The sequence below is a fragment of the Streptomyces sp. NPDC051214 genome, assembly GCF_040682375.1.
In the GTDB taxonomy this organism is placed as follows: Bacteria; Actinomycetota; Actinomycetes; order Streptomycetales; family Streptomycetaceae; genus Streptomyces.
Genome location: NZ_JBFBAT010000002.1, coordinates 459,186 through 484,420 on the forward strand (window position 1 = coordinate 459,186; position 25,235 = coordinate 484,420).

Genomic DNA, 25,235 nt, shown 5'->3' on the forward strand with positions numbered 1-25,235 from the left:
TTTCTGGCGAACGAGTTGTGTGGCGATGGAAACGATCAAGCCGAATTAGTGGCCGTGCGCGGCCTTCGAATTGCCGTGCGGAGGTGCGGTGTTCATGCGCCCCAAGGGCATCCCCGTGTGCCGGACCCGCGCCGGACGTGTGTGGCCCTGGCCGACGATGTGTCACCGGCCGCATACGGATGGCCTGTTGGTGGCACGATGGTCCTGGCGGGGGTGTGCGGGGTCGTACCCCCCGGGCCGGGGAGAGACCGACCTAGGGTGTGATCAGTGTGGCCATTTCGCTGTCAGTGGTGTTGCTGTTGGCGATCATCCTCATCGTGCTGATCCGCGGTGGATCGATCAAAGCGGGGCCCGCGATCGTCGCGGTGCTCTTCGGGTTCTTCCTCGCCTCAACCGGAATGGCCCCCTCCATAAATCGCTTCCTCAATGAGGTGGCCGAGACCATCAACTCGATCAGCTTCTGAGGGCGGCCCGGGACGGGCGGCGCTCCGCGCTGCCCGTGAGCGCCGTGTGAGCGCTGTGCAGGTGCACAAAAAAGCCTCAGGCCCGGTTCCGGGGAACCGGGCCTGAGGCCACAGAGCGGGTGACGGGAATCGAACCCGCGTAGCTAGTTTGGAAGACTAGGGCTCTACCATTGAGCTACACCCGCACAGCTCGCGCCGCCCGTCGAGGACACTGCTGGTCAGCGACCGCGGCACGGCAAGCATCGTAGCGGGTCGGACGCCCTCCCCGCACACCCCGTACGTACTCGCGATTAAGCGGGCGCCGCACTGCCTGGGTGCATGTACCCTACGTGTCGCACCGACGGGGTGTGGCGCAGCTTGGTAGCGCGTCCGCTTTGGGAGCGGAAGGCCGTGGGTTCAAATCCCGCCACCCCGACCAGCAGGATCTCTTCCAGGATCTCCCTCGCAAGATCGCATTGTGGGTCGGCTCCCGCTTGCCGTTACTATGCAAGCTGTGTGCCCGTGTGTCTCTGAGCCGGGCTCAATCCCAAGAAGTCAGCCCCAAGGAGACCGAACCGTGAAGAGCGCCGTGGAGACCCTGAACCCGACCCGGGTTCGGCTCACTGTTGAGGTGCCCTTCGAGGAGCTCAAGGACAGCCTCGACGCGGCCTACAAGAAGATCAACCAGCAGGTCACGGTGAAGGGCTTCCGTAAGGGCAAGATCCCGGCCCGAGTCATCGACCAGCGGTTCGGGCGCGGCGCAGTCCTCGAAGAGGCCGTCAACGACGCGCTCCCGAAGTTCTACACCGAGGCCGTGAACGAGGCCGAGCTCAACGTCCTGGGCCAGCCCGAGGTGGACATCACCGAGCTGAAGGACAACGAGACCCTCAACTTCACCGCTGAGGTCGACATCCGTCCCGCGATCGAGATCCCGGACTACTCCGGCATCGAGGTCGAGGTCGACGCGGTCGAGGTCAGCGACGAGGACGTCGAGAAGGCCGTCGAGGAGCTCCGTGAGCGCTTCGCGTCCACCTCGCCGGTCGAGCGTGCCGCCGAGGACGGCGACGTCGTGACGATCGACCTGGAGGCCAAGGTCGACGGTGAGGTCCTGGAGGACGGCGTCGCGTCCGGCGTCTCCTACACGATCGGCTCCGGCGAGCTCCTCGAGGGCATCGACGACGCCGTGAAGGGCCTGGAGGCCGGTGGCGAGGCCACCTTCACCTCCGAGCTCAAGGGCGGCTCCGCCGCGGGCAAGGAGTCCGAGGTGACCGTCAAGGTCACCCAGGTCGCCGCCCGTGAGCTGCCCGAGCTCGACGACGACTTCGCGCAGCTCGCGTCGGAGTTCGACACCCTCGACGAGGTCAAGGCGGACAGCCGCAAGCGCCTCGAGAACATGAAGCAGTACGACCAGGCGACGCAGGCCCAGGAGCGCGTCCTGGAGAAGCTGCTCGAGCTGGTCGAGGTCCCCGTCCCCGAGAAGCTCCTCGCGGACGAGATCGAGACCCGCAAGCACAACCTGGTGAACCACCAGCTCGGCCAGATGGGCCTCGACCTCGCGAAGTACCTGGAGATCCAGGGCAAGACCGAGGAAGAGTTCGACGCCGAGACCAAGGAGCAGGCCGAGAAGGGCATCAAGACGCAGTTCGTCCTCGACGAGCTCGTCAACAAGGAGAAGCTGAACGTGAACCAGGAGGAGCTCACCGAGCACCTCATGCGTCGCGCGCAGTCCTCCGGCATGTCCCCCGACCAGTTCGCCCAGGCCGTCGTCGAAGGCGGCCAGGTCCCGATGCTGGTCGGCGAGGTCGCCCGCGGCAAGGCCCTCGCGGTCGTCGTGGAGGCCGCGACGGTCAAGGACACGAACGGCGAGGTCGTGGACCTCGACGACGAGGACGAGACCGCCGAGACGGTCGAAGCCACGGAGTCGGCTGACGCCGCCGAGGAGAAGGCCGAAGCCTGAGCTTCGCTCTGACGCACGTACGCAGGGCCCCAGGGACGCGAGTCCCTGGGGCCCTGCGCCTTTAGGGGCGCGGGGAACTGCGCGAGCAACCACCCCGCGCCCCCGACGGGGCGCCCCTCACCCGGCGGTGTGCTACCTGCGCTCACAGCGAACAGTGGCCTCTGCGGGATTCCCCGGACGGGGCTGAGCGTTAGGGTCCATGAATACGAGGGCAGGGGAGTCCCCGAAGCCGCCCCGGAGCGGCGAGCACGCGGGGTCCCTAGCCTCAGAAGAAGACGTGAGACGGCCCGGCGCCGTCGTAAGACGAGCAGGTGGATACGTGACGAATCTGATGCCCTCCGCCGCCGGCGACCCCTCCATCGGTGGTGGCCTCGGCGACCAGGTCTACAACCGGCTGCTCGGCGAGCGGATCATCTTCCTCGGCCAGGCCGTGGACGACGACATCGCCAACAAGATCACAGCGCAGTTGCTGCTCCTTGCCGCAGAGCCGGACAAGGACATCTTCCTTTACATCAACAGCCCCGGTGGATCCATCACGGCCGGCATGGCGATCTACGACACCATGCAGTACATCCAGAACGACGTGGTGACGATCGCGATGGGCATGGCGGCCTCGATGGGCCAGTTCCTGCTCAGCGCCGGCACCCCCGGCAAGCGCTTCGCGCTGCCGAACGCCGAGATCCTGATCCACCAGCCCTCCGCCGGTCTCGCGGGCTCCGCGTCGGACATCAAGATCCACGCCGAGCGGCTGCTTCTCACCAAGAAGAAGATGGCGGACCTCACCGCGTTCCACACGGGTCAGACCGTCGAGCAGGTCACCCGCGACTCGGACCGCGACCGCTGGTTCGACCCGCAGGAGGCCAAGGAGTACGGCCTCATCGACGACATCATGCCCAACGCGGCCAGCATGCCGGGCGGCGGCGGCACCGGAGCCTGAGCCTCACCGCTCAGCCCTTCCGAAGCCGACCGAGCCCACGCTCCTCAGGAGACCTACAGAGATGAAGAACTTCCCCGGCAGCGGCCTCTACGAGGGCGCCCAGGCCGAGTACACCGGCCCGAGCGCCGAGTCCCGCTACGTCATCCCGCGCTTCGTCGAGCGCACCTCGCAGGGCGTGCGTGAGTACGACCCGTACGCGAAGCTCTTCGAGGAGCGCGTGATCTTCCTCGGCGTGCAGATCGACGACGCGTCCGCCAACGACGTCATGGCGCAGCTCCTGTGCCTGGAGTCGATGGACCCGGACCGTGACATCTCGATCTACATCAACAGCCCCGGCGGCTCCTTCACGGCGCTCACGGCCATCTACGACACGATGCAGTTCGTGAAGCCCGACGTGCAGACGGTCTGCATGGGCCAGGCCGCGTCCGCCGCCGCCGTGCTCCTCGCGGCCGGTACGCCGGGCAAGCGCATGGCGCTGCCGAACGCCCGCGTCCTGATCCACCAGCCCTACAGCGAGACGGGCCGCGGTCAGGTCTCCGACCTGGAGATCGCCGCGAACGAGATCCTCCGGATGCGCTCGCAGCTGGAGGAGATGCTGGCCAAGCACTCCACGACGCCGATCGAGAAGATCCGCGACGACATCGAGCGCGACAAGATCCTCACTGCCGAGGACGCGCTGGCGTACGGCCTGGTCGACCAGATCATCTCCACCCGGAAGATGAACAACTCCTCGGTCGTCTGACGCAGCGCTGTAGCATCTGCCGTTCCTCGGCACGGTCCACGTCAAAGTGAACCGTGCCGAGGGGGGCCCGAACGGGGGGCCGGGCAAGGTACCGTCAGATAGAGGCACCAGGAGTCGCTGAACGTGGCGTCTCCCAGGCGAAGGGGAAGCACCTCGTGGCACGCATCGGTGACGGCGGCGATCTGCTCAAGTGCTCGTTCTGCGGGAAGAGTCAGAAGCAGGTCAAGAAGCTCATCGCAGGTCCCGGTGTGTACATCTGCGATGAGTGCATCGACCTCTGCAACGAGATCATCGAGGAAGAGCTCGCGGAGACGAGCGAGGTGCGGTGGGAGGAACTCCCCAAGCCTCGCGAGATCTACGAATTCCTCGAGGGGTATGTCGTGGGCCAGGAGCCCGCGAAGAAAGCCCTCTCGGTGGCGGTCTACAACCACTACAAGCGGGTCCAGGCCGGTGAGACCGGCGGCGCGCAGGGCCGTGACGACGCGATCGAACTCGCCAAGTCCAACATCCTGCTGCTCGGCCCGACCGGCTCCGGCAAGACGCTGCTCGCGCAGACGCTCGCGCGCATGCTGAACGTCCCGTTCGCCATCGCTGACGCGACGGCGCTCACGGAGGCGGGCTATGTCGGCGAGGACGTCGAGAACATCCTCCTGAAGCTCATCCAGGCCGCTGACTACGACGTCAAGAAGGCCGAGACGGGCATCATCTACATCGACGAGATCGACAAGGTCGCCCGCAAGAGCGAGAACCCCTCGATCACGCGCGATGTCTCGGGAGAAGGCGTCCAGCAGGCCCTGCTGAAGATCCTGGAGGGCACCACGGCCTCCGTCCCGCCGCAGGGCGGCCGCAAGCACCCGCACCAGGAGTTCATCCAGATCGACACGACGAACGTGCTCTTCATCGTGGGCGGCGCTTTCGCCGGCCTCGAGAAGATCATCGAGTCGCGGGCGGGCGCGAAGGGCATCGGCTTCGGCGCCACGATCCACTCCAAGCGCGAGCTCCAGGAGAAGGACCGGTTCGAGGACATCATGCCGGAGGACCTGGTGAAGTTCGGGATGATCCCGGAGTTCATCGGCCGCCTCCCCGTGATCACCTCGGTCCACAACCTGGACCGCGAGGCCCTGCTCCAGATCCTGGTGGAGCCGCGCAACGCGCTCGTCAAGCAGTACCAGCGCCTCTTCGAACTCGACGGCGTGGAGCTGGACTTCGAGCGTGAGGCTCTCGAGGCCATCGCCGACCAGGCGATCCTGCGCCAGACCGGCGCGCGTGGCCTGCGCGCCATCATGGAGGAAGTCCTCCAGTCGGTGATGTACGAGGTCCCGTCCCGCAAGGACGTGGCCCGCGTGGTCATCACGGCGGACGTCGTCCACTCGAACGTGAACCCGACCCTGGTGCCGCGTGACGCGCGGGGCCCGGGCACGGGCGAGCAGAAGTCCGCGTAGCTTTCGGGCTCGCACGAGAGGGGCGCCCGGCGATTCGATCGCCGGGCGCCCCTTTTCGCTCGGCCTGCCGCCTACTTGACCTCGACGCGCACGTCGTCGCGGAGATTGGTCACCAGGCTGGCGACGTTCTCCAGCTTGATGTCCGCGCCGCCGGCGGTCGCCGCGACATCGGAGTAGGCCGCGTACGCCACCGTGCTGTGGTCGCCCCAGACGCACATCGGCGTCTTGAAGCTGTTCGGGACGCCCTCGTCGCCGGCGCCGGTCTCACCCATCTTGAACTCGGCCTGCTGGCACTTCATGACGCCGTTCTCGAAGCCGTCCGGGGTGAACTCCTCGGGGCTGCCGATGAGCTGGATGCTCCCGGGCTCCTCGGTGGACTTCTTCTCCATCTCGGCGAACATGGCGTCGACGACCTTCTCCGGGTCGTCGATCTCGCCGTACACGCCGGAGTAGTTGAGGGACTTCATGGCCGAGCCCTCGCCGTAGTTGTACGCGGCGAAGACGTCCTTGGGGTCGCTGACGCCCTGCTGCTCCAGCTCCTTGAGGTCGCTGGAGGACATGCCGCCACCGCCGCCGGAGTCGGCCTTCTTGTACTCGCCGCCGAGGACGGACGCGGGCGTCGTCAGCTTGTACGTCTTGCCGTCGTCGGCGACGGAACCGCCGTCCTTGCCCGCGGTGAACCACCAGACACCGGCACCGACCGCGGCGACCGCCACGACCGCGGCGACGATGATCCCGGCCTTCTTGCCACCACCGCCCTGCGGCGGAGGCGGCGGAACCTGCCCGTAAGGAGCCTGCGGCTGCTGCGGATAGCCGTATCCGGGCTGCTGCGGGTAGCCGTACCCGGGCTGCGGCGCGGGCGGCTGCTGGCCATAGGGGCCGGGCTGCTGCGGCGGCTGCGCGCCGTACGGGCCCGGCTGGTTGTAACTCATGTGTGTGGATCCCCCTCCGGCGTCAGAGCTTGACGCGAACTTCCTTGCGCAGCTTGGCCGACGTCTCCGCGGCCTCGTCAAGGTCGGCGCTCTTGCCGCCCATCGCGTTCGCCACGTCCGTGGTGATCACGATGCCGAGGGTGCTGTGGTCGCCCCAGATGCAGGTGGCCATCGACATCTCGCTCGGGCCCTGGCTGGCGCCCGCCGTGGAGGAGGAGCCGAAGTCGAGCTTCATCTCCTGGCACTTCAGGACCGCTCCGTCCAGCCCGGCGGGGCTGTACGACTTGGGGCTGCCGACCAGCGTCATCTTCTGGCCACCGGTGCCGCTGCTGCCCTCCTGGGCGTTCTTCTCCGCCTCGCCGAACATCGCGTCGACGACGTCCTCCGGTTCGGCTATGTCGCCGTAGACGCCGTTGAACTGGAGGATCTTCTGCGACAGCGGGTTGTCCTCGGTCCCCGACTGGTACTGGCCCGCGACGTCCTTGGCGTTCTTCACGCCGTGCTTCTCGGCCTCCTTGACGTCGGAGGAGGTCATGCCGCTCTCGCTGCCGGCGTCCTTCTCCAGCTTGTACTCGGTGAGCACCGTGGCCGGCGTGATCAGCTTGTGCGGCCCGTCGTCCTTGATGCCGCCGTCGGCCGCGCCGCCGCCCGCCACCGACGAGGAACCGCCCTTCTTGCCGCCGTCCTTGTCGTCACCGCCCGCGAGAACGAAGTAGCCACCCACGGCGACCGCCACGACCGCGACCACGGCGGCGATGATGATGCCGGTCTTCTTGCCGCCGCCCTGGGGCGGAGGCGGCGGGACCTGCCCGTAGGGAGCCTGCGGCTGCTGCCCGTAGGGGGCCTGCGGCTGGCCGTACGGTCCCGGCTGCTGTCCGGGCACGCCCTGCGGGGCCTGCGGGGGGTAGCCGTAGCCGGGCTGGGGTGCCTGCGGCTGCTGGCCGTAGGGACCGGGCTGCTGGGGCGGCTGGCCGCCGTACGGGCCTGGCTGGTTGTAGCTCATGACGTGGGTTCCCCCGTGAGTGTGCTGATGTGATGCCGACATCCTGACGGAAGCAGCCCCGGCCGAAGTGACCGGGGCTGCTGTGCGCGAAGAGGCGCCGTCAGGGCGTCACGACTTGACGCGTACTTCCTTGCGGAGCTTGGACGTGGTGTCCGCGGCGTCCTCGAGCGAGGCGCTCTTGCCGGTCATGGCGGACGCCATGTCGACCGGGATCACGACGCCGAGCGTGCTGTTGTCGCCCCAGATGCAGACCGGCATGCGGATCGACTTGGGGCCGGAGCCGCCGCCCTTGATCTCCGTCTCCTGGCACTTGAGGACCGCGCCGTCGCCGTTGAAGCTCTTGGGGCTGCCGATCAGTTTGCCCGTGTCGGTGGCCTCGTTCACCGACTCCTTCTTCATCTTGGCGAACATCCCGTCGACCACCTTGGACGGGTTGTCGATCTCTCCGTAGACGCCCATGAACTTGATCATCTTCTGCGCCAGCGGGTTGCTCTTGTCGCCCGACTGGTACTCCGCGTCCACGGGCGTACCGTTCTTGACGCCGTCCTTCTCGGCTTCCTTCATGTCCTCGTCGTCGAAGCCGTCGCTGGGCCCGGCCTTCTTCTTGTACTCGGAGAGCACCGTCTCGGGCGTGACCAGCTTGTGCGCGCCGTCGTCCGCGACCGCGGAGTTCCCCGCCGACGAGCTGTCGTCCTTGCCCGCCGTGAACCACCACACGCCGCCGCCGATGGCGACGAGCGCGACGACCGCGCCGATGATGATCCCGGTCTTCTTGCCGTTGCCGCCACCCGCGGGCGGAGGCGGCGGGACCTGCCCGTACGGGCCGCCCGGCTGGTTCTGGTCGTACGGCCCCGGCTGCTGGGGCTGGCTGTAGCCGCCCTGCTGCGGGGGGACGCCCTGGGGCGGCTGCTGGGGGTAGCCGTAGCCGGGCTGGGGAGCCTGCGGCTGCTGGCCGTAGGGCCCAGGCTGGCCCGGCTGCTGCCCGTAAGGACCGGGCTGCTGGGGCTGCTGCCCGCCGTACGGGCCAGGCTGGTTGTAGCTCATCGCGTGGGTTCCCCTCCGAACGCTTATGTGATGCCGACATCCTGACCGAAGGCGAAGCCCCATGGGGCGCACGGCCGCAACCGTTACTCAAGAATCCGGTTTCGGGACGGGTCTGTGACACCTCTAAACTGACCCGGTGACCGAGAACACTCAGCAGCAGAATTCAGCGCCCACCTCCGAACTGCCGACCCAGTACGCGCCGGCCGAGGTAGAGGGGACGCTGTACGAGCGCTGGGTAGAACGCGGCTACTTCTCCGCCGATGCGAGCAGTGAGAAGCCCCCGTACACCGTCGTCATCCCGCCACCGAACGTCACCGGCTCCCTGCACCTCGGGCACGCCTTCGAGCACACGCTCATCGACGCCCTCACGCGCCGCAAGCGCATGCAGGGCTTCGAGACGCTGTGGCAGCCGGGCATGGACCACGCCGGCATCGCCACGCAGAACGTCGTGGAGCGCGAGCTCGCCAAGGAGGGCAAGTCCCGCCACGACCTGGGGCGCGAGGAGTTCATCGAGCGCGTCTGGAAGTGGAAGGGCGAGTCCGGCGGCCAGATCTCCGGGCAGATGCGCCGCCTCGGCGACGGCGTCGACTGGGACCGCGAGCGGTTCACGATGGACGAGGGCCTCTCCCAGTCCGTCCAGACCATCTTCAAGAAGCTCTACGACGACGAGCTGATCTACCGCGCCGAGCGCATCATCAACTGGTGCCCGCGCTGTCTGACGGCGATCTCCGACATCGAGGTCGAGTACCAGGACGACGACGGCGAGCTGGTGTCGATGAAGTACGGGGAGGGTGACGAGACCATCGTCGTCGCCACCACCCGTGCCGAGACGATGCTCGGTGACACCGCCGTCGCGGTCCACCCCGAGGACGAGCGGTACAAGCACCTGGTCGGCAAGCAGATCAAGCTGCCGCTGACCGACCGCACGATCCCCGTCGTCGCCGACGAGCACGTCGACCCCGAGTTCGGCACCGGCGCCGTCAAGGTGACCCCGGCGCACGACCCGAACGACTTCGAGATCGGTCAGCGCCACGACCTGCCGAACATCGCGGTCATGGACGAGCACGCCGTCATCACCGTCCCCGGGCCCTTCCAGGGCCTGGACCGGCTCGAGGCCCGCTCCGCCATCGTCGGCGCCCTGCGCGCCGAGGGCCGCATCGTCGCCGAGAAGCGCCCGTACACCCACTCGGTCGGCCACTGCTCGCGCTGCAAGACCACCATCGAGCCGCGTCTGTCGATGCAGTGGTGGGTCAAGGTCGGCCCGCTCGCCAAGGCCGCCGGTGACGCGGTCCGCGACGGCAAGGTCAAGATCCACCCGCAGGAGATGGAGAAGCGCTACTTCGACTGGGTCGACAACCTCCACGACTGGTGCATCTCGCGCCAGCTGTGGTGGGGCCACCGCATCCCGGTCTGGTACGGCCCGGAGGGCGAGGTTCTCTGCGTCGGGCCCGACGACGAGGTGCCCACGGGCGAGGGCTGGACCCAGGACTCCGACGTCCTCGACACGTGGTTCTCGTCCGGCCTGTGGCCGTTCTCCACGCTCGGCTGGCCCGAGGAGACCGACAGCCTCGCGAAGTTCTACCCGAACTCCGTCCTGGTCACCGGCTACGACATCCTCTTCTTCTGGGTCGCCCGGATGATGATGTTCGGTCTGTACGCGATGGACGGCACCCCGCCGTTCCACACGATCGTGCTGCACGGCATGGTCCGCGACCAGTTCGGCAAGAAGATGTCGAAGTCCTTCGGCAACGCGGTCAACCCGCTCGACTGGATGGACAAGTACGGCTCGGACGCCGTCCGCTTCACGCTGGCCCGCGGCGCCAACCCCGGCGTCGACGTGCCGATCGGCGAGGACTGGGTCCAGGGCTCGCGCAACTTTGCCAACAAGATCTGGAACGCCACGCGCTTCGCGCTGATGAACGGCGCCACGATCGAGGGCGAACTGCCGCCCGTGGAGCAGCTCTCGGCGACGGACCGCTGGATCCTGTCCCGGCTGAACGCGACGGTCGCCGAGGTCGACGCGTTCTACGACGACTACCAGTTCGCCAAGCTGTCGGACGCCCTCTTCCACTTCGCGTGGGACGAGGTCTTCGACTGGTACGTCGAGCTGTCCAAGACGACCTTCATGGGCGGCGGCGACGCGGCGAAGGTGTCCGGACGCGTCCTGGGCGAGGTCCTCGACGTGACGCTTCGCCTGCTTCACCCGATCGTCCCGTTCGTCACGGAGACGCTCTGGACGACCCTCACCGGCCGCGAGTCCCTCGTGATCGCCGAGTGGCCCAAGGACAGTGGCTTCCGTGACGCCGGTGCCGAGCAGGAGATCGAGACGCTCCAGCAGGTCATCACCGAGGTCCGCCGCTTCCGCGCCGACCAGGGGCTGCAGCCGGGCCAGAAGGTCCCGGCCCGCCTCTCCCTGGACGGCACGGCGCTCGCCCCGCACGAGGCGGCCATCCGTCAGCTCCTGCGGCTCCAGCCGGAGGGCGAGGGCTTCGCGGCCACCGCCACGCTGCCGGTCTCGGGCGCCACGGTCGCGCTCGACCTGTCCGGCACGATCGACGTCGCGGCGGAGCGCAAGCGCCTCGCCAAGGACCTCGCCGCCGCCGAGAAGGAGAAGGCGCAGGCCACGGCGAAGCTGGGCAACGAGGCGTTCCTGGCGAAGGCGCCGGACAACGTGGTCGACAAGATCCGTGGCCGCCTCACCAAGGCGGACGCCGACATCGCCCGCCTGCAGGCCCAGCTGGACGGGCTGCCGCAGGGCTAGTCACGCGATCGTCACGCGATCAGTCGCGTGACGTCTCACGCGGTGGAGACAGGGCTCATGGGACCGTACGGTTCCGTGAGCCCTGTCCCGTTGCCGGAGATGTCCTCGCAGATGTTCTCGGGGATGTGCAGCCCGAGGCGCACCAGCTCCGCCTCGGCGAGCGCGTCGATGACGCCGGGATCGCCGCCGCGCCAGCCCTCGGCGAGGCTGCCCGCGGTGGCGTCGGGGAGTTCGTTCGCGGTCCGCGCGACCTCGTCGAGGGGACGCAGCAGGGCGCGCAGGGCGAGCAGTTCACGGCCGTCGTCGCTCGCGGCGAGCTCGTGCGCGGCCGCGGCCTGCCGGATCCAGCGCAGGCGGCGCGGGAGCCAGCTGTTCAGCACCAGACCCACGGGCACCAGGAAGACGACGACGGCGCCCACGATCACCGCCGCGCGTACGGTCACCGGGTCCCCGGCTCCGGCGACGTCCGCGGCGATGCGCAGCGCGGAGTCGACGCGATCACCGACCAGGGGCAGGCGCGAGGGGTCGCCGATGGGCGGGGCCGGAGTCTGAGGCGCGGGGCGGGTGAGCAGACAGGCCAGCCGGTAGGCGACGACGGCGGCGGCGGTCCACAGCGCGGTCCAGAGCAGGACCGCGCCGTCGCCGAGCAGTTGGCGGGTCCGTCGGCCGGGATTCTGGGCATACCACATGGTCTGATTTGACCCCCGGTGGCGGGGTTTCCGGGACCGCCACGCCGAGTGATGCCGACGTGTCACACTTCACGAAATAAAGGTCATAAGTCTGATGATTCGGGCAGAAAGACCTTGGATGATGGAGGGCATGCACGACCAGCCCGTCGCCCAGGCGATCCGCGGGGCGACGGCCACGGGCCGCCGTCTGGCCGGGCGCTGGACGCGTGCGCCCCGGGTCCTCGACGCGCTCACCGCGGGCAGCTGCCTGGCCCTGATGAGCCTGGACATCCCCGGCCTGGCCGAGGCGGACAACGCCCTCAACGGCCCCCTCGCGGCCCTGGTCCTCACCTGCGGCGCCGCGTCCCTGCTGGTGCGCCGCGGTGCGCCCTGGGTGACGTACGCGGTGGCTCTCGTGCTCATCGGCTGGCTGCACGAACTGACCCTCGCGCAGTTCGCGCTGTACTCCCTGGGCCGGTACCGCGGGCGGCTCGCCGGCACGTTCGGCGTGATCGGGTACGTGGCTTTCGCGTACGTGATGTTCACCCTCCCCGGCTGGCCGGTGCACCGCGGGGACACCCTGGGCTCCTTCCTCGGCCTGGTCGTGCCGATCGGCGTGCTCGCCGCGGGGGTCGGCGTCGCGGCCAACCGCCAGGACCTGGTGCGCGCGCTCCAGGCGCAGCGGGCCGAGACGGCCGCGCTGCACGCGGTCCAGCAGGAGCGCTCCCGTATCGCGCGGGACGTCCACGACTTCGTGGGCCGCGAGCTGACGCTGCTGAGCGTGCGCTCGCAGGTGCTCGCGCGGCGGGCGGCCACGGGCGGTGACTTCGAGGACGGGTTCGAGGAGTTGTCGGAGACGGCGCGCTCGGCCCACCGCATGCTGAACGAGATCATCGTGCGGCGCGGTGTGGACGGTGCGCCCACCCCGGGGCTCGACGCGCTTCCCGGGCTCGCCGAGCGCAGTGAGCGGGCGGGGACGCCGGTCGATCTCCTGATCGACGGGGCCGCGTACCGGCTTTCGCCCATCCGGCAGGCCGCCGTGCACCGGGTGGTGCAGGAGTGCCTGACGAACGCGGCGAAGCATGCGCCGGGGGAGCGGGTGGATGTGCGGGTACGGGTTGCCGGCGGGTGCCTGCGGGTCAGCGTGCGCAATGCGTTGCCCGGAGCCGGGCCTTCCTCCTCGCCCGTCTCCGCCGGGACCGGTACCGCCGGGATGGCCGAGCGGGTCCACACGATGGGTGGCACCTTCTCGGCGGGCCCCTGCGGGGGGCTCTACGCGGTCCTCGCGACGCTGCCCGCGGGGGACTTGGCCTGAGGCGGGTCGTGGCCCCGGGGCCCTCTGAACGAACAAGCTTTCCCGCCCACCCACCCGATCACCCCGCATCCGACCCTGCGTGAACAGGCCTTCCCGCCCGCGCCCTACGCCGCCGTCATCACCCGCTCCAGCCCGTCGAAGTCCTCCACGCACTTCCCGCAGCCCAGTGCCACGCTGTCCAGCGGGTCGTCCGCCACGAAGACCGGGATGCCCGTCGCCGACGCCATGCGCAGGTCGAGGCCCGGCAGGAGCGCGCCGCCGCCGGTCAGGATGATGCCGTGTTCCATCACGTCGCCGGACAGCTCCGGCGGGCACTCCTCCAGGGTCGCCCGCACCGCGGCGATCACCGCCTCCACCGGCTCGTCGAGCGCCGCCCGCACCTCACGCACCGTCAGGTCCACCGTCTTCGGCAGGCCCCGCACCTTCTCCCGGCCCCGCACGGTGAACGTACGGGACTCCAGCGCGTCGTCCCCCGGAACCGGCCACGCCGAGCCGACCGCGACCTTGATGTCCTCGGCGGTCCGCTCGCCGATGAGCAGCCCGTGCTCCTTGCGGACGAAGTTCGTGATCGCCTCGTCGAAGCGGTCCCCGCCCACCCGCAGCGACTGCGCCGTGACGATCCCGCCGAGCGAGATCACCGCGACCTCGGTCGTGCCGCCCCCGATGTCGACCACCATCGAGCCCCGCGCCTCCGCCACCGGAAGCCCCGCCCCGATCGCCGCGGCCATCGGCTCCTCCACCAGATGCACGGCGCGCGCCCCGGCCCGCTGCGCGGCGTGCACGATGGCCCGGCGCTCGACCTGCGTGACACCGCTCGGCACGCAGATCACCATCCGCGTACGGGGACGGCGCCCCGGCACGGCCTTGCGCACGAAGTGCCGGATCATCTCCTCGGCGGCTTCGTAGTCGCTGATCACGCCGCCCCGCAGGGGACGGATCGCGGTGATGGAGCCCGGAGTTCGGCCGATCGTCTGCTTGGCCTCCGTACCGACGGCGAGGGCGGTGCGCGCGCCCTCCTTGACGGCGACCACGGACGGCTCGTTGAGCACGATGCCCTGGCCGCGTACGTAGAGAAGGGTGTTCGCTGTGCCGAGGTCGATACCTATGTCCATGATCGCCAAGTTTGCCCGGCCATCGACCGGATCGGAGGGACCAAGGTCCCGAATCGGACGGGACCAAAGTCCCGAGCGGGCCGGAGCAGGTCCCGACGGCGGCTGTCACACCCCGTCCGTAGACTGGCGTACGTGAGTGACCTCCCCCCGCCTGACAGCGACCACCCCGACCACGACGACCGTGATGCCGGCGACGACCGTTTCGACGAGATCGTCGGCGCCGAAACCGACCGCGACCCCGACCTCGCCGTGATCGAGGCGGGCAGCCGCACCCTGCGCACGCAGGCGGGCCCGCCCCAGGGCGACATCCCGTCGCGCCCCACCGACCCGGAGGTGGACAAGGCGCTGCGCGAGGTCGAGACAGAGCTCGCGGGCCGCTGGGGAGAGACGAAGCTGGAGCCCTCCGTCGACCGGATCTCCGCGCTGATGGACGTCCTGGGCGAGCCCCAGCGCGCGTACCCCTCGATCCACATCACCGGGACGAACGGCAAGACGTCCACGGCCCGCATGATCGAGGCCCTGTTCAGCGCCTTCGAGCTGCGCACCGGGCGTTACACCTCACCGCACGTCCAGTCGATCACCGAGCGGATCAGCCTGGACGGCGCCCCCATCGAGGCCGAGCGCTTCGTGGAGACGTACCACGACATCAAGCCGTACGTGGAGATGGTCGACGCCCAACAGGACTACCGGCTCTCCTTCTTCGAGGTGCTCACCGGCATGGCGTACGCGGCCTTCGCGGACGCCCCCGTGGACGTCGCCGTCGTCGAGGTCGGCATGGGCGGCAGCTGGGACGCGACGAACGTCATCGACGGCTCCGTCGCCGTCGTCACCCCCATCGACCTGGACCACACCGACCGCCTGGGCAACACGCCGGGCGAGATCGCCGCGGAGAAGGCCGGCATCATCAAGCAGGACGCCACGGTGATCCTCGCCCAGCAGCCGGTGGACGCGGCGCAGGTGCTCCTGAAGAAGGCCGTGGAGGTCGACGCGACGGTGGCCCGCGAGGGCCTGGAGTTCGGCATCGTCTCCCGCACGGTCGCGGTCGGCGGCCAGCTCCTGACCCTGCGCGGCCTCGGCGGGGAGTACGAAGAGGTGTTCCTGCCCCTGCACGGCGCCTATCAGGCGCACAACGCCGCGGTCGCGCTCGCCGCGGTGGAGGCGTTCTTCGGCATCGGGTCGCAGCACTCGCGCGCGCTCGACATCGACACCATCCGCAAGGCCTTCGCCTCGGTCTCGTCGCCGGGCCGCCTCGAGGTCGTGCGCACCTCGCCGACCGTCGTCCTGGACGCCGCGCACAATCCGGCGGGCGCCCGCGCCACCGCCGAGGCGGTCAGCGAGGTCTTCGACTTCAGCCGCCTGATCGGCGTGGTCGCGGCGAGCGACGGCAAGGACATGAAGGGGCTGCTCGAAGCCTTCGAGCCGATCTTCGCCGAGGTCGTCATCACGCAGAACTCCAGCCATCGGGCGATGGACGCGGACACGCTGGCCGGGATCGCCGTCGAGGTCTTCGGCGACGACCGCGTCCAGGTCGAGCCGCGCCTGCCGGACGCGCTGGAAGCAGCGATCACCCTCGCCGAGGAAGAGGGCGAGTACGCGGGCGGTGGCGTCCTGGTCACCGGCTCCGTCATCACGGTCGGCGAGGCCCGACTGCTCCTGGGGAGGGGCTGACTCCTGTGCGTACGCTCTGTGCTTCGACGCTGATCGGCGAGTTCTTCGTGATCGGTTTCGCCGGTCTGGTCGCCATGAAGGACCCGGACCTGACGATGGGCACGGTCTGGACGGTGTGCGGCATCGCGATGCTGGTCAGCGTCCTGCTGTGCGGAATGATCACCCGGCCGGGCGGGGTGCAGCTCGGCTGGGCGCTGCAGATCGCGCTCATCGCGAGCGGTTTCATCGTGCCGATCATGTTCTTCATGGGGGCGGTGTTCGCCGCGCTGTGGTGGGCCTCGATCCACTTCGGCCAGAAGATCGACGAGGCGAAGGCCAGGTTCGCGGCGCAGGCGGAGGCCGAGGCCTGACCCCGGGTGGCCCGGCTTCCGGGGCCGGAGGTAACGCGGTGTAGTGGGTGCCGGTATTCTGCCGGGCAACCCACACGCACGTAGAAAAAATGCTTGGAGCCGCACATGACCCAGCGCACTCTCGTCCTGCTCAAGCCCGACACCGTCCGTCGTGGCCTGATCGGCGAGATCATCGGCCGCATCGAGCGCAAGGCGGGCTGGACGATCTCCGCCCTCGAACTGCGCTCGCTCGACCAGGAGACGCTGGAGCAGCACTACGGCGAGCACAAGGGCAAGCCCTTCTACGAGCCGCTGGTCGACTTCATGTCCTCCGGTCCGGTCGTCGCGCTCGTCGTCGAGGGTGAGCGTGTCATCGAGGGCGTGCGCGCCCTCGCGGGTCCGACCGACCCGATCGCCGCCGCGCCCGGCTCCATCCGGGGGGACTTCGGCACCATCGTCCGGGAGAACCTGATCCACGCCTCGGACTCCGAGGAGTCCGCCGAGCGCGAGCTGAAGATCTTCTTCCCGGGCGTCTGACGTCCGTATGCAGAGACGCGCGTAAAGAGTTCCGTAAAGACTTCTGACGCCCAGTCAGCAGGGCACCGCTCTGACCAGGGGTGGCCGAGAAAACCGGCCGCCCCTTGGCATATGCGCCCCAATTGGGGGAACCCGTGCCTCCGATGGCACGTCTCCAAGAGCGAGGCGGCGCATCATCTGCTGACAATGGCGAAGACCCTAGCGCCGTGTTCGTGCAGGCGAGACTACGATGGAAGCCTCCACGCCACACAGCACCCACCTCGCCTACCTAAAAAGCCATCAGAAGCTCCAGGGAAGGCCAGACGCATCCTCATGGGGAACAACATGTCGTTCATCGGCCGTGACATGGCTGTCGACCTCGGGACCGCCAACACGCTGGTGTACGTCAGGGGTCGCGGGATCGTTCTCAACGAACCGTCCGTGGTCGCGATCAACACCAACACCGGTGGCATCCTCGCTGTCGGCGCCGAAGCCAAGAAGATGATCGGCCGCACGCCGGGCAACATCGTTGCCGTGCGGCCGCTGAAGGACGGCGTCATCGCCGACTTCGAGATCACCGAGCGGATGCTCCGCTACTTCATCCTGAAGATCCACAAGCGGCGGTACCTCGCCCGCCCGCGTGTCGTCGTCTGTGTGCCCTCCGGCATCACCGGAGTCGAGCGCCGCGCCGTCATCGAGGCCTCCTCGCAGGCCGGCGCCCGCCAGGTGCACATCATCGAGGAGCCCATGGCCGCGGCCATCGGTTCCGGCCTGCCGGTCCACGAGGCCACGGGCAACATGGTGGTCGACATCGGCGGCGGCACCACCGAGGTCGCCGTCATCTCGCTCGGCGGAATCGTCACGGCACAGTCGATCCGTGTCGCGGGCGACGAGCTGGACAACGCGATCATCCAGCACATCAAGAAGGAGTACTCCCTCCTCCTCGGTGAGCGCACGGCCGAGCAGATCAAGATCACCATCGGCTCGGCGTACGACATGGACGCCGACGAGCACACCGAGATCCGCGGCAGGGACCTGGTCTCCGGGCTGCCCAAGACCGTCGTGATCTCCGCCGCCGAGGTCCGCAAGGCCATCGAGGAGCCCGTCAACGCGATCGTGGACGCGGTCAAGACGACCCTCGACAAGTGCCCGCCGGAGCTCTCCGGTGACGTGATGGACCGCGGCATCGTTCTCACCGGAGGCGGCGCCCTGCTGCGCGGCCTCGACGAGCGTCTGCGCCGCGAGACGGGCATGCCGATCCACATCGCCGAGGACCCGCTGGACAGCGTGGCGCTCGGCTCCGGCAAGTGCGTCGAGGAGTTCGAGGCGCTTCAGCAGGTCCTCGACGCATCGCCGCGCCGCTGAGGGTGGCGCGAACCCGCTGAAAGGGTGTCCGCCGTACGAGTGCCTGTCACCTCGTGCGGCGGATCGTTGATATAGAGGGCTCAGCAGACAACGCACGACAAAGGCACGGCACAACAATTCCGCGGCGCCCGCAGACGCCGCGGATTCCAGATTTCCAACTGAGGAAGGCACGGCCGCCGCACGTGAGGGACACACGAGAGAGCCGGCTGCTCCTGGTGCTGCTGATCGCCATCGCGTTCGCTTTGATCACGGTGGACATCCGTGGTGGCGAGGACTCGCCGGTCGACGGTGCCCGCCAGGCCGCCGCCAGGGTCTTCGGCCCGGTCGAGAACGGCGTGTCGTCCGCCGTCGACCCGATCGGCAACGCCATCGGCGCGGTCAGGGACTCCGGTGACCGGCATGACCGGATCGCCGAACTCGAGCGTCAGAACGCCGCGTTGAAGGCGAAGCTCGGCAGCGACGACCGCAATCGCAGTCGGGTCAGACAGCTGGACAGCATGCTCAAGAGCGCCGGTGCCGGTCAGTACGGCATCAAGGGCGCCGAAGTCATCGGCATAGGAGCGGCCCAGGGCTTCTCCTGGACCGTCACCATCGACGCGGGCGCCAACGACGGACTCAAGCGGGACATGACCGTCCTGAACGGCGACGGCCTGGTCGGCCGCGTCACCACGGTCGGCCCCAGCACCGCGACCGTCCTGCTCGCCAACGACCCCGACTTCACCGTCGGCACCCGCATGGAGAAGACCGACGAGCTCGGCTTCGCCACCGGACAGGGCGACCGCCCGCTGTCGGTGCAGATGCTCAACGGCAAGGCAAAGATCAAGAAGGGCGACCGTCTGGTCACCTTCGGATCGCAGAAGGACAAGCCGTTCGTGCCCGGCGTCCCGGTCGGCGAGGTCGTCCGCGTCGACCCGTCGGGCGGTGACCTGACGCGCAACATCTACATCAAGCCGTACGTCGGCTTCACCAAGCTGGACATCGTCGGAGTCGTCGTCGAAGCGCCCCGCGAGGACCCGCGCGACACGGTTCTGCCGAAGAAGCCCGCCAAGCCGAAGCCGACCCCGACGGTGACCGTGACGGCCACCCCGTCAGGACAGGCCCCGGCCGACGGCGTCGACAACGGCAACGAGCAGTAGGAGCACCGGAACCATGCGCTTCAACCGAATCCTGCTCTCCACCACCCTGGTCGTCGTCGCCCTGGTCATCCAGGTCAGCGTCCTGGCCCGGCTGCAGCTGCCGGGCGCGGTCCCGGACCTGGTGCTGCTCACGGTGCTCGGCCTCGCCCTGGTCTACGGCCATGTGGGCGGCGCACTCGTCGGCTTCGGCGCCGGACTCCTCGCGGACCTGGCGCCGCCGGCCGACCACGCCGCCGGGCGGTACGCCCTGGTCCTGTGCGTCGTCGGCTACCTCGCGGGGCTGGCCAAGCCGGAGACCGGGCGGCTCAGGTCGGCCACCGGCCCGCTCGTCGTGGTCGTCAGCGCCGCCATCGGCTCGACTCTGCTGTACGCGGGCGTGGGCGCCCTCGTGGGGGACACCGCCGCCCGCCACGTGGGCCTGGGCGGGCTCCTCTTCACGGCAGCCCTGTACGACCTGCTGCTCGCGCCGTTCACGGTGCCGCTGATCATCGCGCTGGCCCGCAGAGCCGAGAACGACCCGCTGGGGGAGACCTCGCCCGCCAACAAGGCGGCCACGGACGTCGCGTCCGGCTGGCTGTCCTCCGGCACGGGCCTGCGCATCGGCAACCAGCGCGGCGGCCTGCGGATGAAGGCGGCCAAGGCCCGCGTCGCGCGCGCCGGACGCATCAAGGGGGTCAAGCGCCTGTGACCGCAGCGCCGTTGGCTTCGTGCACGACCGGCCGGACACACAGGCCGGTCGTGTACACGTACTACCCGTACACACACTGAGAGGGGGAGGAAACAGCAGTGACCAACATCCCCGAGACCGGACGGACCCCAAGAGTCCAGATCCGTCTCATCGTCATCCAGATCCTCGTGCTCTCCCTCCTCCTCACCCTCGGCGGCCGCCTCTGGTACCTCCAGATCCGCAACGGTGAGGAGTACGCCGAGGAAGCCTCCGGCAACCACGTCCAGCAGGTCGTCGACCCGGCCGTACGCGGCTCGATCCTCGACGCCCGCGGCGTGCCGATCGCCGACAACGAGACCCGCCTGGTCGTCTCCGCGTCCCGCACGGACCTGATGAAGATGAAGGACGACGGCAAGGCGGCCCTCGCCAAGCTCGCCGACGTCCTCGGCATGACCACCAAGGAAGTCTCCGACAAGGTCCGCCTCTGCGACTCCAAGACCCCGCAGCCCTGCTGGAACGGCTCGCCCTACCAGCCGATCCCGATCACGGACGAGGCCTCGCCCAAGCAGGCCCTCCAGATCCGTGAGCGCGCCGAGGACTTCCCCGGCATCACCGCCGAGCCCACCGCCGTCCGCCGCTACGCCGCGCCCGGCAAGTCCAACACCGCCCAGGTGCTCGGCTACCTCTCGCCCGTCACCGATGAGGAGATCACCAAGGCGGAGCACACCGACTCGCCGTTCCTGCGCTCCGACCAGGTCGGCCGCTCGGGTCTCGAGCGGACCTACGACGCGCAGCTGCGCGGCAAGGCCGGCGTCACCCGCTACGAGGTCGACAACCTCGGCCGCGTCATCGGCAAGGCCAAGGACGACCCGGCCCAGCCCGGCGCGAACGTCGTCACCAGCATCGACGCGCGCGTACAGGCGCTGTCCGAGTACTGGCTGAACGACGCGATGAAGAAGGCCCGCCAGGAGTTCGACAAGAACACCAACGAGAACTACAAGGCCGACGCGGGCGCCGTCGTCGTCATGGAGAACAAGACGGGACGCGTCGTCTCCATGGCGTCCAACCCGACCTACGACCCGAACGCCTGGGTCGGCGGCATCTCCGGCAAGGACTACACCCAGCTCACCGGCAAGAAGTCCAACTACCCGCTCCTGAACCGCGCCATCCAGGGCCAGGCGGCCCCCGGCTCGATCTTCAAGGTCATCCCGACCACGGCGGCGGTCAACGCGGGCTACGACTTCAACGGGCGCTACCCCTGCCCCAGCTCGTACTCCATCGGCGGCCAGACCTTCAAGAACTTCGAGTCCCAGGGCCACGGCAGCATCACCCTCGGCCAGGCCCTCGAGGTCTCCTGCGACACCGTCTTCTACAAGCTCTCGCACGACCAGTGGGCCAAGGACGGCGGCAACAAGCCGAAGAAGGACGCCAAGGACTGGTTCTACAAGACGGCCCACCAGTTCGGCCTCGGCAAGGAGACCGGCATCGACCTGCCGAACGAGGTCACCGGCCGCGTCCCCGACCGCCAGTGGAAGAAGGACTACTGGAAGGCCAACAAGGACGGCTGGTGCAAGCAGGGCAAGAAGGGCGGCGACTACGTCGAGCAGATCGCGTACGAGAACTGCCTCGAAGGCATGAAGATGCGCGCCGGTGACTCCGTCAACTACTCCATCGGACAGGGCGACACCCTCGTCACGCCGATACAGATGGCGACGATCTACTCCGCCATCGCCAACGGCGGCACCCTTTACAACCCGACCGTCGGCAAGGCGATCATCAGCGCCGACGGCAAGCAGGTCCAGGAGATCAAGCCCAAGTCGCACGGCAAGCTGCCCATGGACGAGAAGACGCGCAAGGACATAGACGGTGCCCTCGCCGACGTCGCCACCAAGGGAACGGCCGCCTGGCGCTTCGGCGGCTGGCCGCAGGACAAGATCCCGATGCACGCCAAGACGGGTACGGCGGAGGTCCACGGCAAGCAGACCACCTCGTGGTTCGCGACGTACACCAAGGACTACTCGATCGTGATGACGATCTCCCAGGGTGGTACGGGTTCCGGGGCGTCGGGCCCCGCCGTCCGCAAGATCTACGACGGCATCTACGGCCTGGACGACAGCGGCAAGCAGGACCTCAAGAAGGCCCTGCTGCCCCAGCCGCAGAAGGACCTGCCGAAGATCGAGACCGACGGTTCGATCGACTCCCCGAAGATCAAGCCGTACAAGCCCGAGGCTCCCAAGCCGTCCGAGCAGCCGCAGGAACTGGCGGGCGCGCCCGCGAACGGGAGGCGCGACTAGTGGCCGGCAACAATGGCTTCTCCGTCTCCGGCTACGGGCCCGAGCGCTCCTCGCTCTCGGCCCGCCTGTTCGCCCGCGACTCGCTGGTGCGCAGGATGGACTGGCCGATACTGCTCTCGGCGATCGCGCTCTCCGCGATCGGCTCCGCGCTGGTCTACTCCGCGACGCGCAACCGCACCGAGCTGGTCGGCGACGACCCGTACTCCTTCCTGCTCAAGCACCTCCTGAACACCGGCATCGGCATCGCCCTGATGGCGGGCACGGTGTGGCTCGGCCACCGGACGCTGCGGACGGCCGTGCCGATCCTCTACGGCATCTCCGTCTTCCTCGTCCTGCTCGTCCTCACCCCGCTCGGCGCGACGATCAACGGCGCGCACGCCTGGATCGTGCTCGGCGGCGGCTTCTCGCTGCAGCCCTCCGAGTTCGTGAAGATCACGATCATCCTGGGCATGGCGATGCTGCTCGCGGCACGGGTGGACGCGGGCGACCGCGTCCACCCCGACCACCGCACGGTGCTCCAGGCCCTCGGCCTGGCCGCCGTACCGATACTGATCGTGCTCCTCATGCCCGACCTCGGGTCGGTCATGGTGATGGCGATGATCGTGCTCGGCGTGCTGCTCGCGTCGGGCGCCTCCAACCGCTGGGTCTTCGGGCTCCTCGGCACGGGCGCGGCCGGCGCGATCGCCGTCTGGCAGCTCGGCGTCCTGGACGACTACCAGATCGCCCGCTTCGCGGCCTTCGCCAACCCCGCGCTCGACCCGGCGGGCGTCGGCTACAACACCAACCAGGCGCGCATCGCCATCGGTTCCGGCGGCCTGTCGGGCACCGGCCTCTTCAAGGGCTCGCAGACCACGGGTCAGTTCGTGCCCGAGCAGCAGACGGACTTCGTGTTCACCGTCGCGGGCGAGGAGCTCGGCTTCGCGGGCGCGGGACTCATCCTCGTCCTGCTCGGCATCCTGCTCTGGCGTGCCTGCCGCATCGCGCGCGAGACGACCGAGCTGTACGGCACGATCGTCGCCGCCGGGATCATCGCCTGGTTCGCCTTCCAGTCCTTCGAGAACATCGGCATGACGCTCGGCATCATGCCGGTGGCGGGTCTGCCGCTGCCCTTCGTCTCGTACGGAGGGTCATCGATGTTCGCGGTCTGGGTGGCCGTCGGCCTGCTCCAGTCCATCAAGGTGCAGCGCCCGATGTCGGCCTGACGCCCTTGTGACGGGTCTCCGGGGCGACAGGGGGTCTGCCCAGCGCCCCGGATCCCGTCTAGATTCGCTTCATGGGGCAGACGAAGCGGGAGATCGAGCGGAAGTACGACGTCGCGGCGGCCGGAGAGCTGCCTGACCTGACCGGAGTCGCCGGGGTCGCGCATGTCGTCCACAAAGGCGTCGTGGAACTGGACGCCACCTACTGGGACACCCCGGACCAACGCCTGGCCGCCTCCTCCGTCACCTTGCGGCACCGCACCGGCGGCGACGACGCGGGCTGGCACCTGAAGCTGCCGGTCGCGCTCGCGGACGGGGTACGGGACGAGATCCACGCGCCGCTCTCGCCGGAGGTGCCGCGCGCGCTGCTCGGCCTGGTGCGTTCACGCGTGCGCGGGGCCGAACTGGTGCCTGTCGTCCGCCTGTTGTCCGCCCGGGAGCTGAGCCACCTCGTCGACGCGCAGGGCGCTCTCCTCGCCGAGGTCAGCATCGACGGCGTACGGGCCGAGCGGCTCACCGGGGGCGTGGCCACCGCCGAGTGGTCCGAGGTCGAGGTGGAGCTGGCGGACGACGTGGACCCCGCGCTCCTGGACAAGGTCGAGAAGAAGCTGAAGAAGGCGGGCGTGAAGCGGGCCGCCGCGGCCTCGAAGCTGGAGAGAGCGCTGGCGGAGACCGCGCCCCGGGAAAGCCTGCCGCAGGAACTGCCCACCAAGAGCACGAAGAGCACGAAGAGCGACAAGAAGGCCGGCAAGCGCGAGGCGGTGGCCGAGGCCGTGAAGGAGGCCGTCGGCGACGGCACCGGGACCGCGGGCGACCACGTCCTGGCCTACCTCCGCGCCCAGCGCGACGCCCTCGTGGCCCTCGACCCGGACGTCCGCCGCGACCTGCCGGACTCCGTGCACCAGATGCGCGTCGCCACGCGCCGGATGCGCAGCGCCTTCAAGTCGTTCGGCAAGGTCCTCGACCGCACCGCCACCGACCCGGTGGGCGACGAGCTGAAGTGGCTCGCGGGCGAGCTGGGCGTCGACCGCGACCAGGAGGTCCTGACCGAGCGCCTCACGTCCCGCATCGCCGAGGTGCCGCGCACCCTGCTCCTGGGCCCCGTCCGCGGCCGCCTGCGCATCTGGACCGTGGCCCGCCGCAGCGGCTCCCGGCGCCGGACCGTGACGGTGCTCGACAGTAAGCGGTACCTGGCGCTCCTGGAGTCCGTCGACGCCCTGCTGGCCGCCCCGCCGCTGCGCCCGGCCGCCGCCGCGCCCGTGACCAAGGCGCTCCCCAAGGCCCTGCTCAAGGACTACCGGCGCCTCGCGGCCCGCGTGGAGCACGCCATCGAGCTGCCGCCGGGGGAGCAGCGGGACGTGGCCATGCACGAGGCCCGCAAGGCGGCCAAGCGCGCCCGGTACGCGGGGGAGGCGGCGACGCCCGCCCTGGGCAAGCCCGCCGGGAAGTTCGCCAAGCGCATGAAGGCCGTCCAGAGCGTGCTCGGCGACCACCAGGACAGCGTCGTCGCCCGCGACGCCCTGCGCACCCTCGCGATCCAGGCCCACCTCGCGGGCGAGACGGCCTTCACCTGGGGGCTTCTGTACGGCCAGGAGGAGGCGGCGGCGACGGACCGCGAGCGGGAGCTGCCGGGGGTGTGGGCCAAGGCGTCCAAGGCGAAACTGAGGTCGTCATTGGGCGGGTGAGGACCGAGGTAGGCTGGATG

21 protein-coding genes and 2 tRNA genes are annotated in these 25,235 nt (G+C 69.2%); 17 read left to right on the forward strand and 6 right to left on the reverse strand.

Translation table 11 applies throughout. The annotated features are described in order from the left end of the window. The first annotated feature begins 269 nt into the window (after positions 1 to 269). On the forward strand, positions 270 to 464 hold the full coding sequence (locus AB0M70_RS06450) for a hypothetical protein (RefSeq protein ID WP_160505028.1): 195 nt from the start codon (positions 270 to 272) through the stop codon (positions 462 to 464). Positions 465 to 578: 114 nt separating this feature from the next. Here AB0M70_RS06450 and AB0M70_RS06455 read toward each other — a convergent pair. After that, positions 579 to 649 (reverse strand) — tRNA-Gly (locus tag AB0M70_RS06455). Between the two features lie 156 nt (positions 650 to 805). Here AB0M70_RS06455 and AB0M70_RS06460 point away from each other — a divergent pair. From AB0M70_RS06460 to clpX, 5 genes are all read left to right on the forward strand, one after another. Further along, positions 806 to 882 (forward strand) — tRNA-Pro (locus AB0M70_RS06460). 138 nt (positions 883 to 1,020) lie between these two features. Further along, positions 1,021 to 2,400: a trigger factor gene (gene tig, locus AB0M70_RS06465; protein WP_365816970.1), complete on the forward strand. Its 1,380-nt coding sequence runs from the start codon at positions 1,021 to 1,023 to the stop codon at positions 2,398 to 2,400. Positions 2,401 to 2,731: 331 nt separating this feature from the next. Continuing rightward, entirely contained in the window at positions 2,732 to 3,337 is a 606-nt protein-coding gene (locus AB0M70_RS06470) for an ATP-dependent Clp protease proteolytic subunit (RefSeq protein WP_202122057.1), read from the forward strand. A 61-nt stretch (positions 3,338 to 3,398) separates the two neighbouring features. Next, the gene (locus AB0M70_RS06475; RefSeq protein WP_363211198.1) at positions 3,399 to 4,079 is read left to right on the forward strand and encodes an ATP-dependent Clp protease proteolytic subunit; all 681 of its coding nucleotides are present in this window, start codon (positions 3,399 to 3,401) and stop codon (positions 4,077 to 4,079) included. A 155-nt stretch (positions 4,080 to 4,234) separates the two neighbouring features. Next, positions 4,235 to 5,521, forward strand: coding sequence for an ATP-dependent Clp protease ATP-binding subunit ClpX (gene clpX / locus AB0M70_RS06480; RefSeq protein WP_365816972.1), 1,287 nt, complete (start codon positions 4,235 to 4,237; stop codon positions 5,519 to 5,521). Positions 5,522 to 5,592: 71 nt separating this feature from the next. Here the strand turns inward: clpX and AB0M70_RS06485 are convergent, their stop codons facing one another. From AB0M70_RS06485 to AB0M70_RS06495, 3 genes are all read right to left on the reverse strand, one after another. Then, entirely contained in the window at positions 5,593 to 6,453 is an 861-nt protein-coding gene (locus tag AB0M70_RS06485) for a hypothetical protein (protein ID WP_365816974.1), read from the reverse strand. A gap of 22 nt (positions 6,454 to 6,475) precedes the next feature. Next, entirely contained in the window at positions 6,476 to 7,456 is a 981-nt protein-coding gene (locus tag AB0M70_RS06490; RefSeq protein WP_365816976.1) for a hypothetical protein, read from the reverse strand. 108 nt (positions 7,457 to 7,564) lie between these two features. Further along, positions 7,565 to 8,500 (reverse strand): hypothetical protein, encoded by a 936-nt coding sequence (locus tag AB0M70_RS06495; protein ID WP_365816978.1) that lies wholly within the window; start codon positions 8,498 to 8,500, stop codon positions 7,565 to 7,567. A gap of 136 nt (positions 8,501 to 8,636) precedes the next feature. On the opposite strand from AB0M70_RS06495, the gene AB0M70_RS06500 reads away from it, so the two are divergent. Next, the gene (locus tag AB0M70_RS06500) at positions 8,637 to 11,261 is read left to right on the forward strand and encodes a valine--tRNA ligase (RefSeq protein WP_365816980.1); all 2,625 of its coding nucleotides are present in this window, start codon (positions 8,637 to 8,639) and stop codon (positions 11,259 to 11,261) included. A 35-nt stretch (positions 11,262 to 11,296) separates the two neighbouring features. On the opposite strand, the gene AB0M70_RS06505 is transcribed toward AB0M70_RS06500, so the two are convergent. Then, positions 11,297 to 11,950 carry a hypothetical protein gene (locus AB0M70_RS06505; RefSeq protein ID WP_365816982.1) on the reverse strand — a complete coding sequence of 218 codons (654 nt, stop codon included), beginning with the start codon at positions 11,948 to 11,950 and terminating at the stop codon, positions 11,297 to 11,299. Positions 11,951 to 12,080: 130 nt separating this feature from the next. On the opposite strand from AB0M70_RS06505, the gene AB0M70_RS06510 reads away from it, so the two are divergent. Further along, the gene (locus AB0M70_RS06510) at positions 12,081 to 13,244 is read left to right on the forward strand and encodes a histidine kinase (RefSeq protein ID WP_365816984.1); all 1,164 of its coding nucleotides are present in this window, start codon (positions 12,081 to 12,083) and stop codon (positions 13,242 to 13,244) included. Between the two features lie 104 nt (positions 13,245 to 13,348). Here the strand turns inward: AB0M70_RS06510 and AB0M70_RS06515 are convergent, their stop codons facing one another. Continuing rightward, positions 13,349 to 14,356 (reverse strand): rod shape-determining protein, encoded by a 1,008-nt coding sequence (locus AB0M70_RS06515; RefSeq protein WP_365816986.1) that lies wholly within the window; start codon positions 14,354 to 14,356, stop codon positions 13,349 to 13,351. Positions 14,357 to 14,488: 132 nt separating this feature from the next. Here AB0M70_RS06515 and AB0M70_RS06520 point away from each other — a divergent pair, with 132 nt between their 5' ends. The 9 genes from AB0M70_RS06520 to AB0M70_RS06560 all read left to right on the forward strand — a co-directional run bounded on the left by AB0M70_RS06520 (position 14,489) and on the right by AB0M70_RS06560 (position 25,215). Continuing rightward, on the forward strand, positions 14,489 to 16,024 hold the full coding sequence (locus AB0M70_RS06520; RefSeq protein WP_365816988.1) for a folylpolyglutamate synthase/dihydrofolate synthase family protein: 1,536 nt from the start codon (positions 14,489 to 14,491) through the stop codon (positions 16,022 to 16,024). Positions 16,025 to 16,029: 5 nt separating this feature from the next. Then, positions 16,030 to 16,374 (forward strand): DUF4233 domain-containing protein, encoded by a 345-nt coding sequence (locus tag AB0M70_RS06525; RefSeq protein ID WP_365816991.1) that lies wholly within the window; start codon positions 16,030 to 16,032, stop codon positions 16,372 to 16,374. Between the two features lie 105 nt (positions 16,375 to 16,479). Beyond that, entirely contained in the window at positions 16,480 to 16,890 is a 411-nt protein-coding gene (ndk, locus tag AB0M70_RS06530; protein ID WP_365816993.1) for a nucleoside-diphosphate kinase, read from the forward strand. A 324-nt stretch (positions 16,891 to 17,214) separates the two neighbouring features. Then, positions 17,215 to 18,234, forward strand: a complete 1,020-nt coding sequence (locus AB0M70_RS06535) for a rod shape-determining protein (protein WP_160505014.1) — start codon at positions 17,215 to 17,217, stop codon at positions 18,232 to 18,234. 182 nt (positions 18,235 to 18,416) lie between these two features. Further along, entirely contained in the window at positions 18,417 to 19,370 is a 954-nt protein-coding gene (gene mreC, locus AB0M70_RS06540; RefSeq protein WP_365816995.1) for a rod shape-determining protein MreC, read from the forward strand. Between the two features lie 13 nt (positions 19,371 to 19,383). Next, positions 19,384 to 20,058, forward strand: coding sequence for a rod shape-determining protein MreD (gene mreD / locus AB0M70_RS06545; protein WP_363211187.1), 675 nt, complete (start codon positions 19,384 to 19,386; stop codon positions 20,056 to 20,058). A gap of 98 nt (positions 20,059 to 20,156) precedes the next feature. Then, on the forward strand, positions 20,157 to 22,331 hold the full coding sequence (gene mrdA, locus AB0M70_RS06550) for a penicillin-binding protein 2 (protein ID WP_365816997.1): 2,175 nt from the start codon (positions 20,157 to 20,159) through the stop codon (positions 22,329 to 22,331). Further along, the gene (gene rodA, locus AB0M70_RS06555) at positions 22,331 to 23,533 is read left to right on the forward strand and encodes a rod shape-determining protein RodA (RefSeq protein WP_365816999.1); all 1,203 of its coding nucleotides are present in this window, start codon (positions 22,331 to 22,333) and stop codon (positions 23,531 to 23,533) included. The genes mrdA and rodA overlap by 1 nt, the downstream gene beginning before the upstream one ends. A 71-nt stretch (positions 23,534 to 23,604) precedes the next feature. Continuing rightward, positions 23,605 to 25,215 (forward strand): CYTH and CHAD domain-containing protein, encoded by a 1,611-nt coding sequence (locus tag AB0M70_RS06560; RefSeq protein ID WP_365817001.1) that lies wholly within the window; start codon positions 23,605 to 23,607, stop codon positions 25,213 to 25,215. The last annotated feature ends 20 nt before the right edge of the window (positions 25,216 to 25,235 follow it).

Excerpts from the sequence above, each read along its gene's own strand:
- AB0M70_RS06470 (WP_202122057.1), top strand. The coding sequence starts at position 2,732 with ATGCCCTCCGCCGCCGGCGACCCCTCCATCGGTGGTGGCCTCGGCGAC.
- AB0M70_RS06475 (WP_363211198.1), top strand. The coding sequence starts at position 3,399 with ATGAAGAACTTCCCCGGCAGCGGCCTCTACGAGGGCGCCCAGGCCGAG.
- AB0M70_RS06485 (WP_365816974.1), bottom strand. The coding sequence starts at position 6,453 with ATGAGTTACAACCAGCCGGGCCCGTACGGCGCGCAGCCGCCGCAGCAG.
- AB0M70_RS06490 (WP_365816976.1), bottom strand. The coding sequence starts at position 7,456 with ATGAGCTACAACCAGCCAGGCCCGTACGGCGGCCAGCCGCCCCAGCAG.
- AB0M70_RS06495 (WP_365816978.1), bottom strand. The coding sequence starts at position 8,500 with ATGAGCTACAACCAGCCTGGCCCGTACGGCGGGCAGCAGCCCCAGCAG.
- AB0M70_RS06505 (WP_365816982.1), bottom strand. The coding sequence starts at position 11,950 with ATGTGGTATGCCCAGAATCCCGGCCGACGGACCCGCCAACTGCTCGGC.
- AB0M70_RS06510 (WP_365816984.1), top strand. The coding sequence starts at position 12,081 with ATGCACGACCAGCCCGTCGCCCAGGCGATCCGCGGGGCGACGGCCACG.
- AB0M70_RS06515 (WP_365816986.1), bottom strand. The coding sequence starts at position 14,356 with ATGGACATAGGTATCGACCTCGGCACAGCGAACACCCTTCTCTACGTA.
- ndk (WP_365816993.1), top strand. The coding sequence starts at position 16,480 with ATGACCCAGCGCACTCTCGTCCTGCTCAAGCCCGACACCGTCCGTCGT.
- AB0M70_RS06535 (WP_160505014.1), top strand. The coding sequence starts at position 17,215 with ATGTCGTTCATCGGCCGTGACATGGCTGTCGACCTCGGGACCGCCAAC.
- mreD (WP_363211187.1), top strand. The coding sequence starts at position 19,384 with ATGCGCTTCAACCGAATCCTGCTCTCCACCACCCTGGTCGTCGTCGCC.
- AB0M70_RS06560 (WP_365817001.1), top strand. The coding sequence starts at position 23,605 with ATGGGGCAGACGAAGCGGGAGATCGAGCGGAAGTACGACGTCGCGGCG.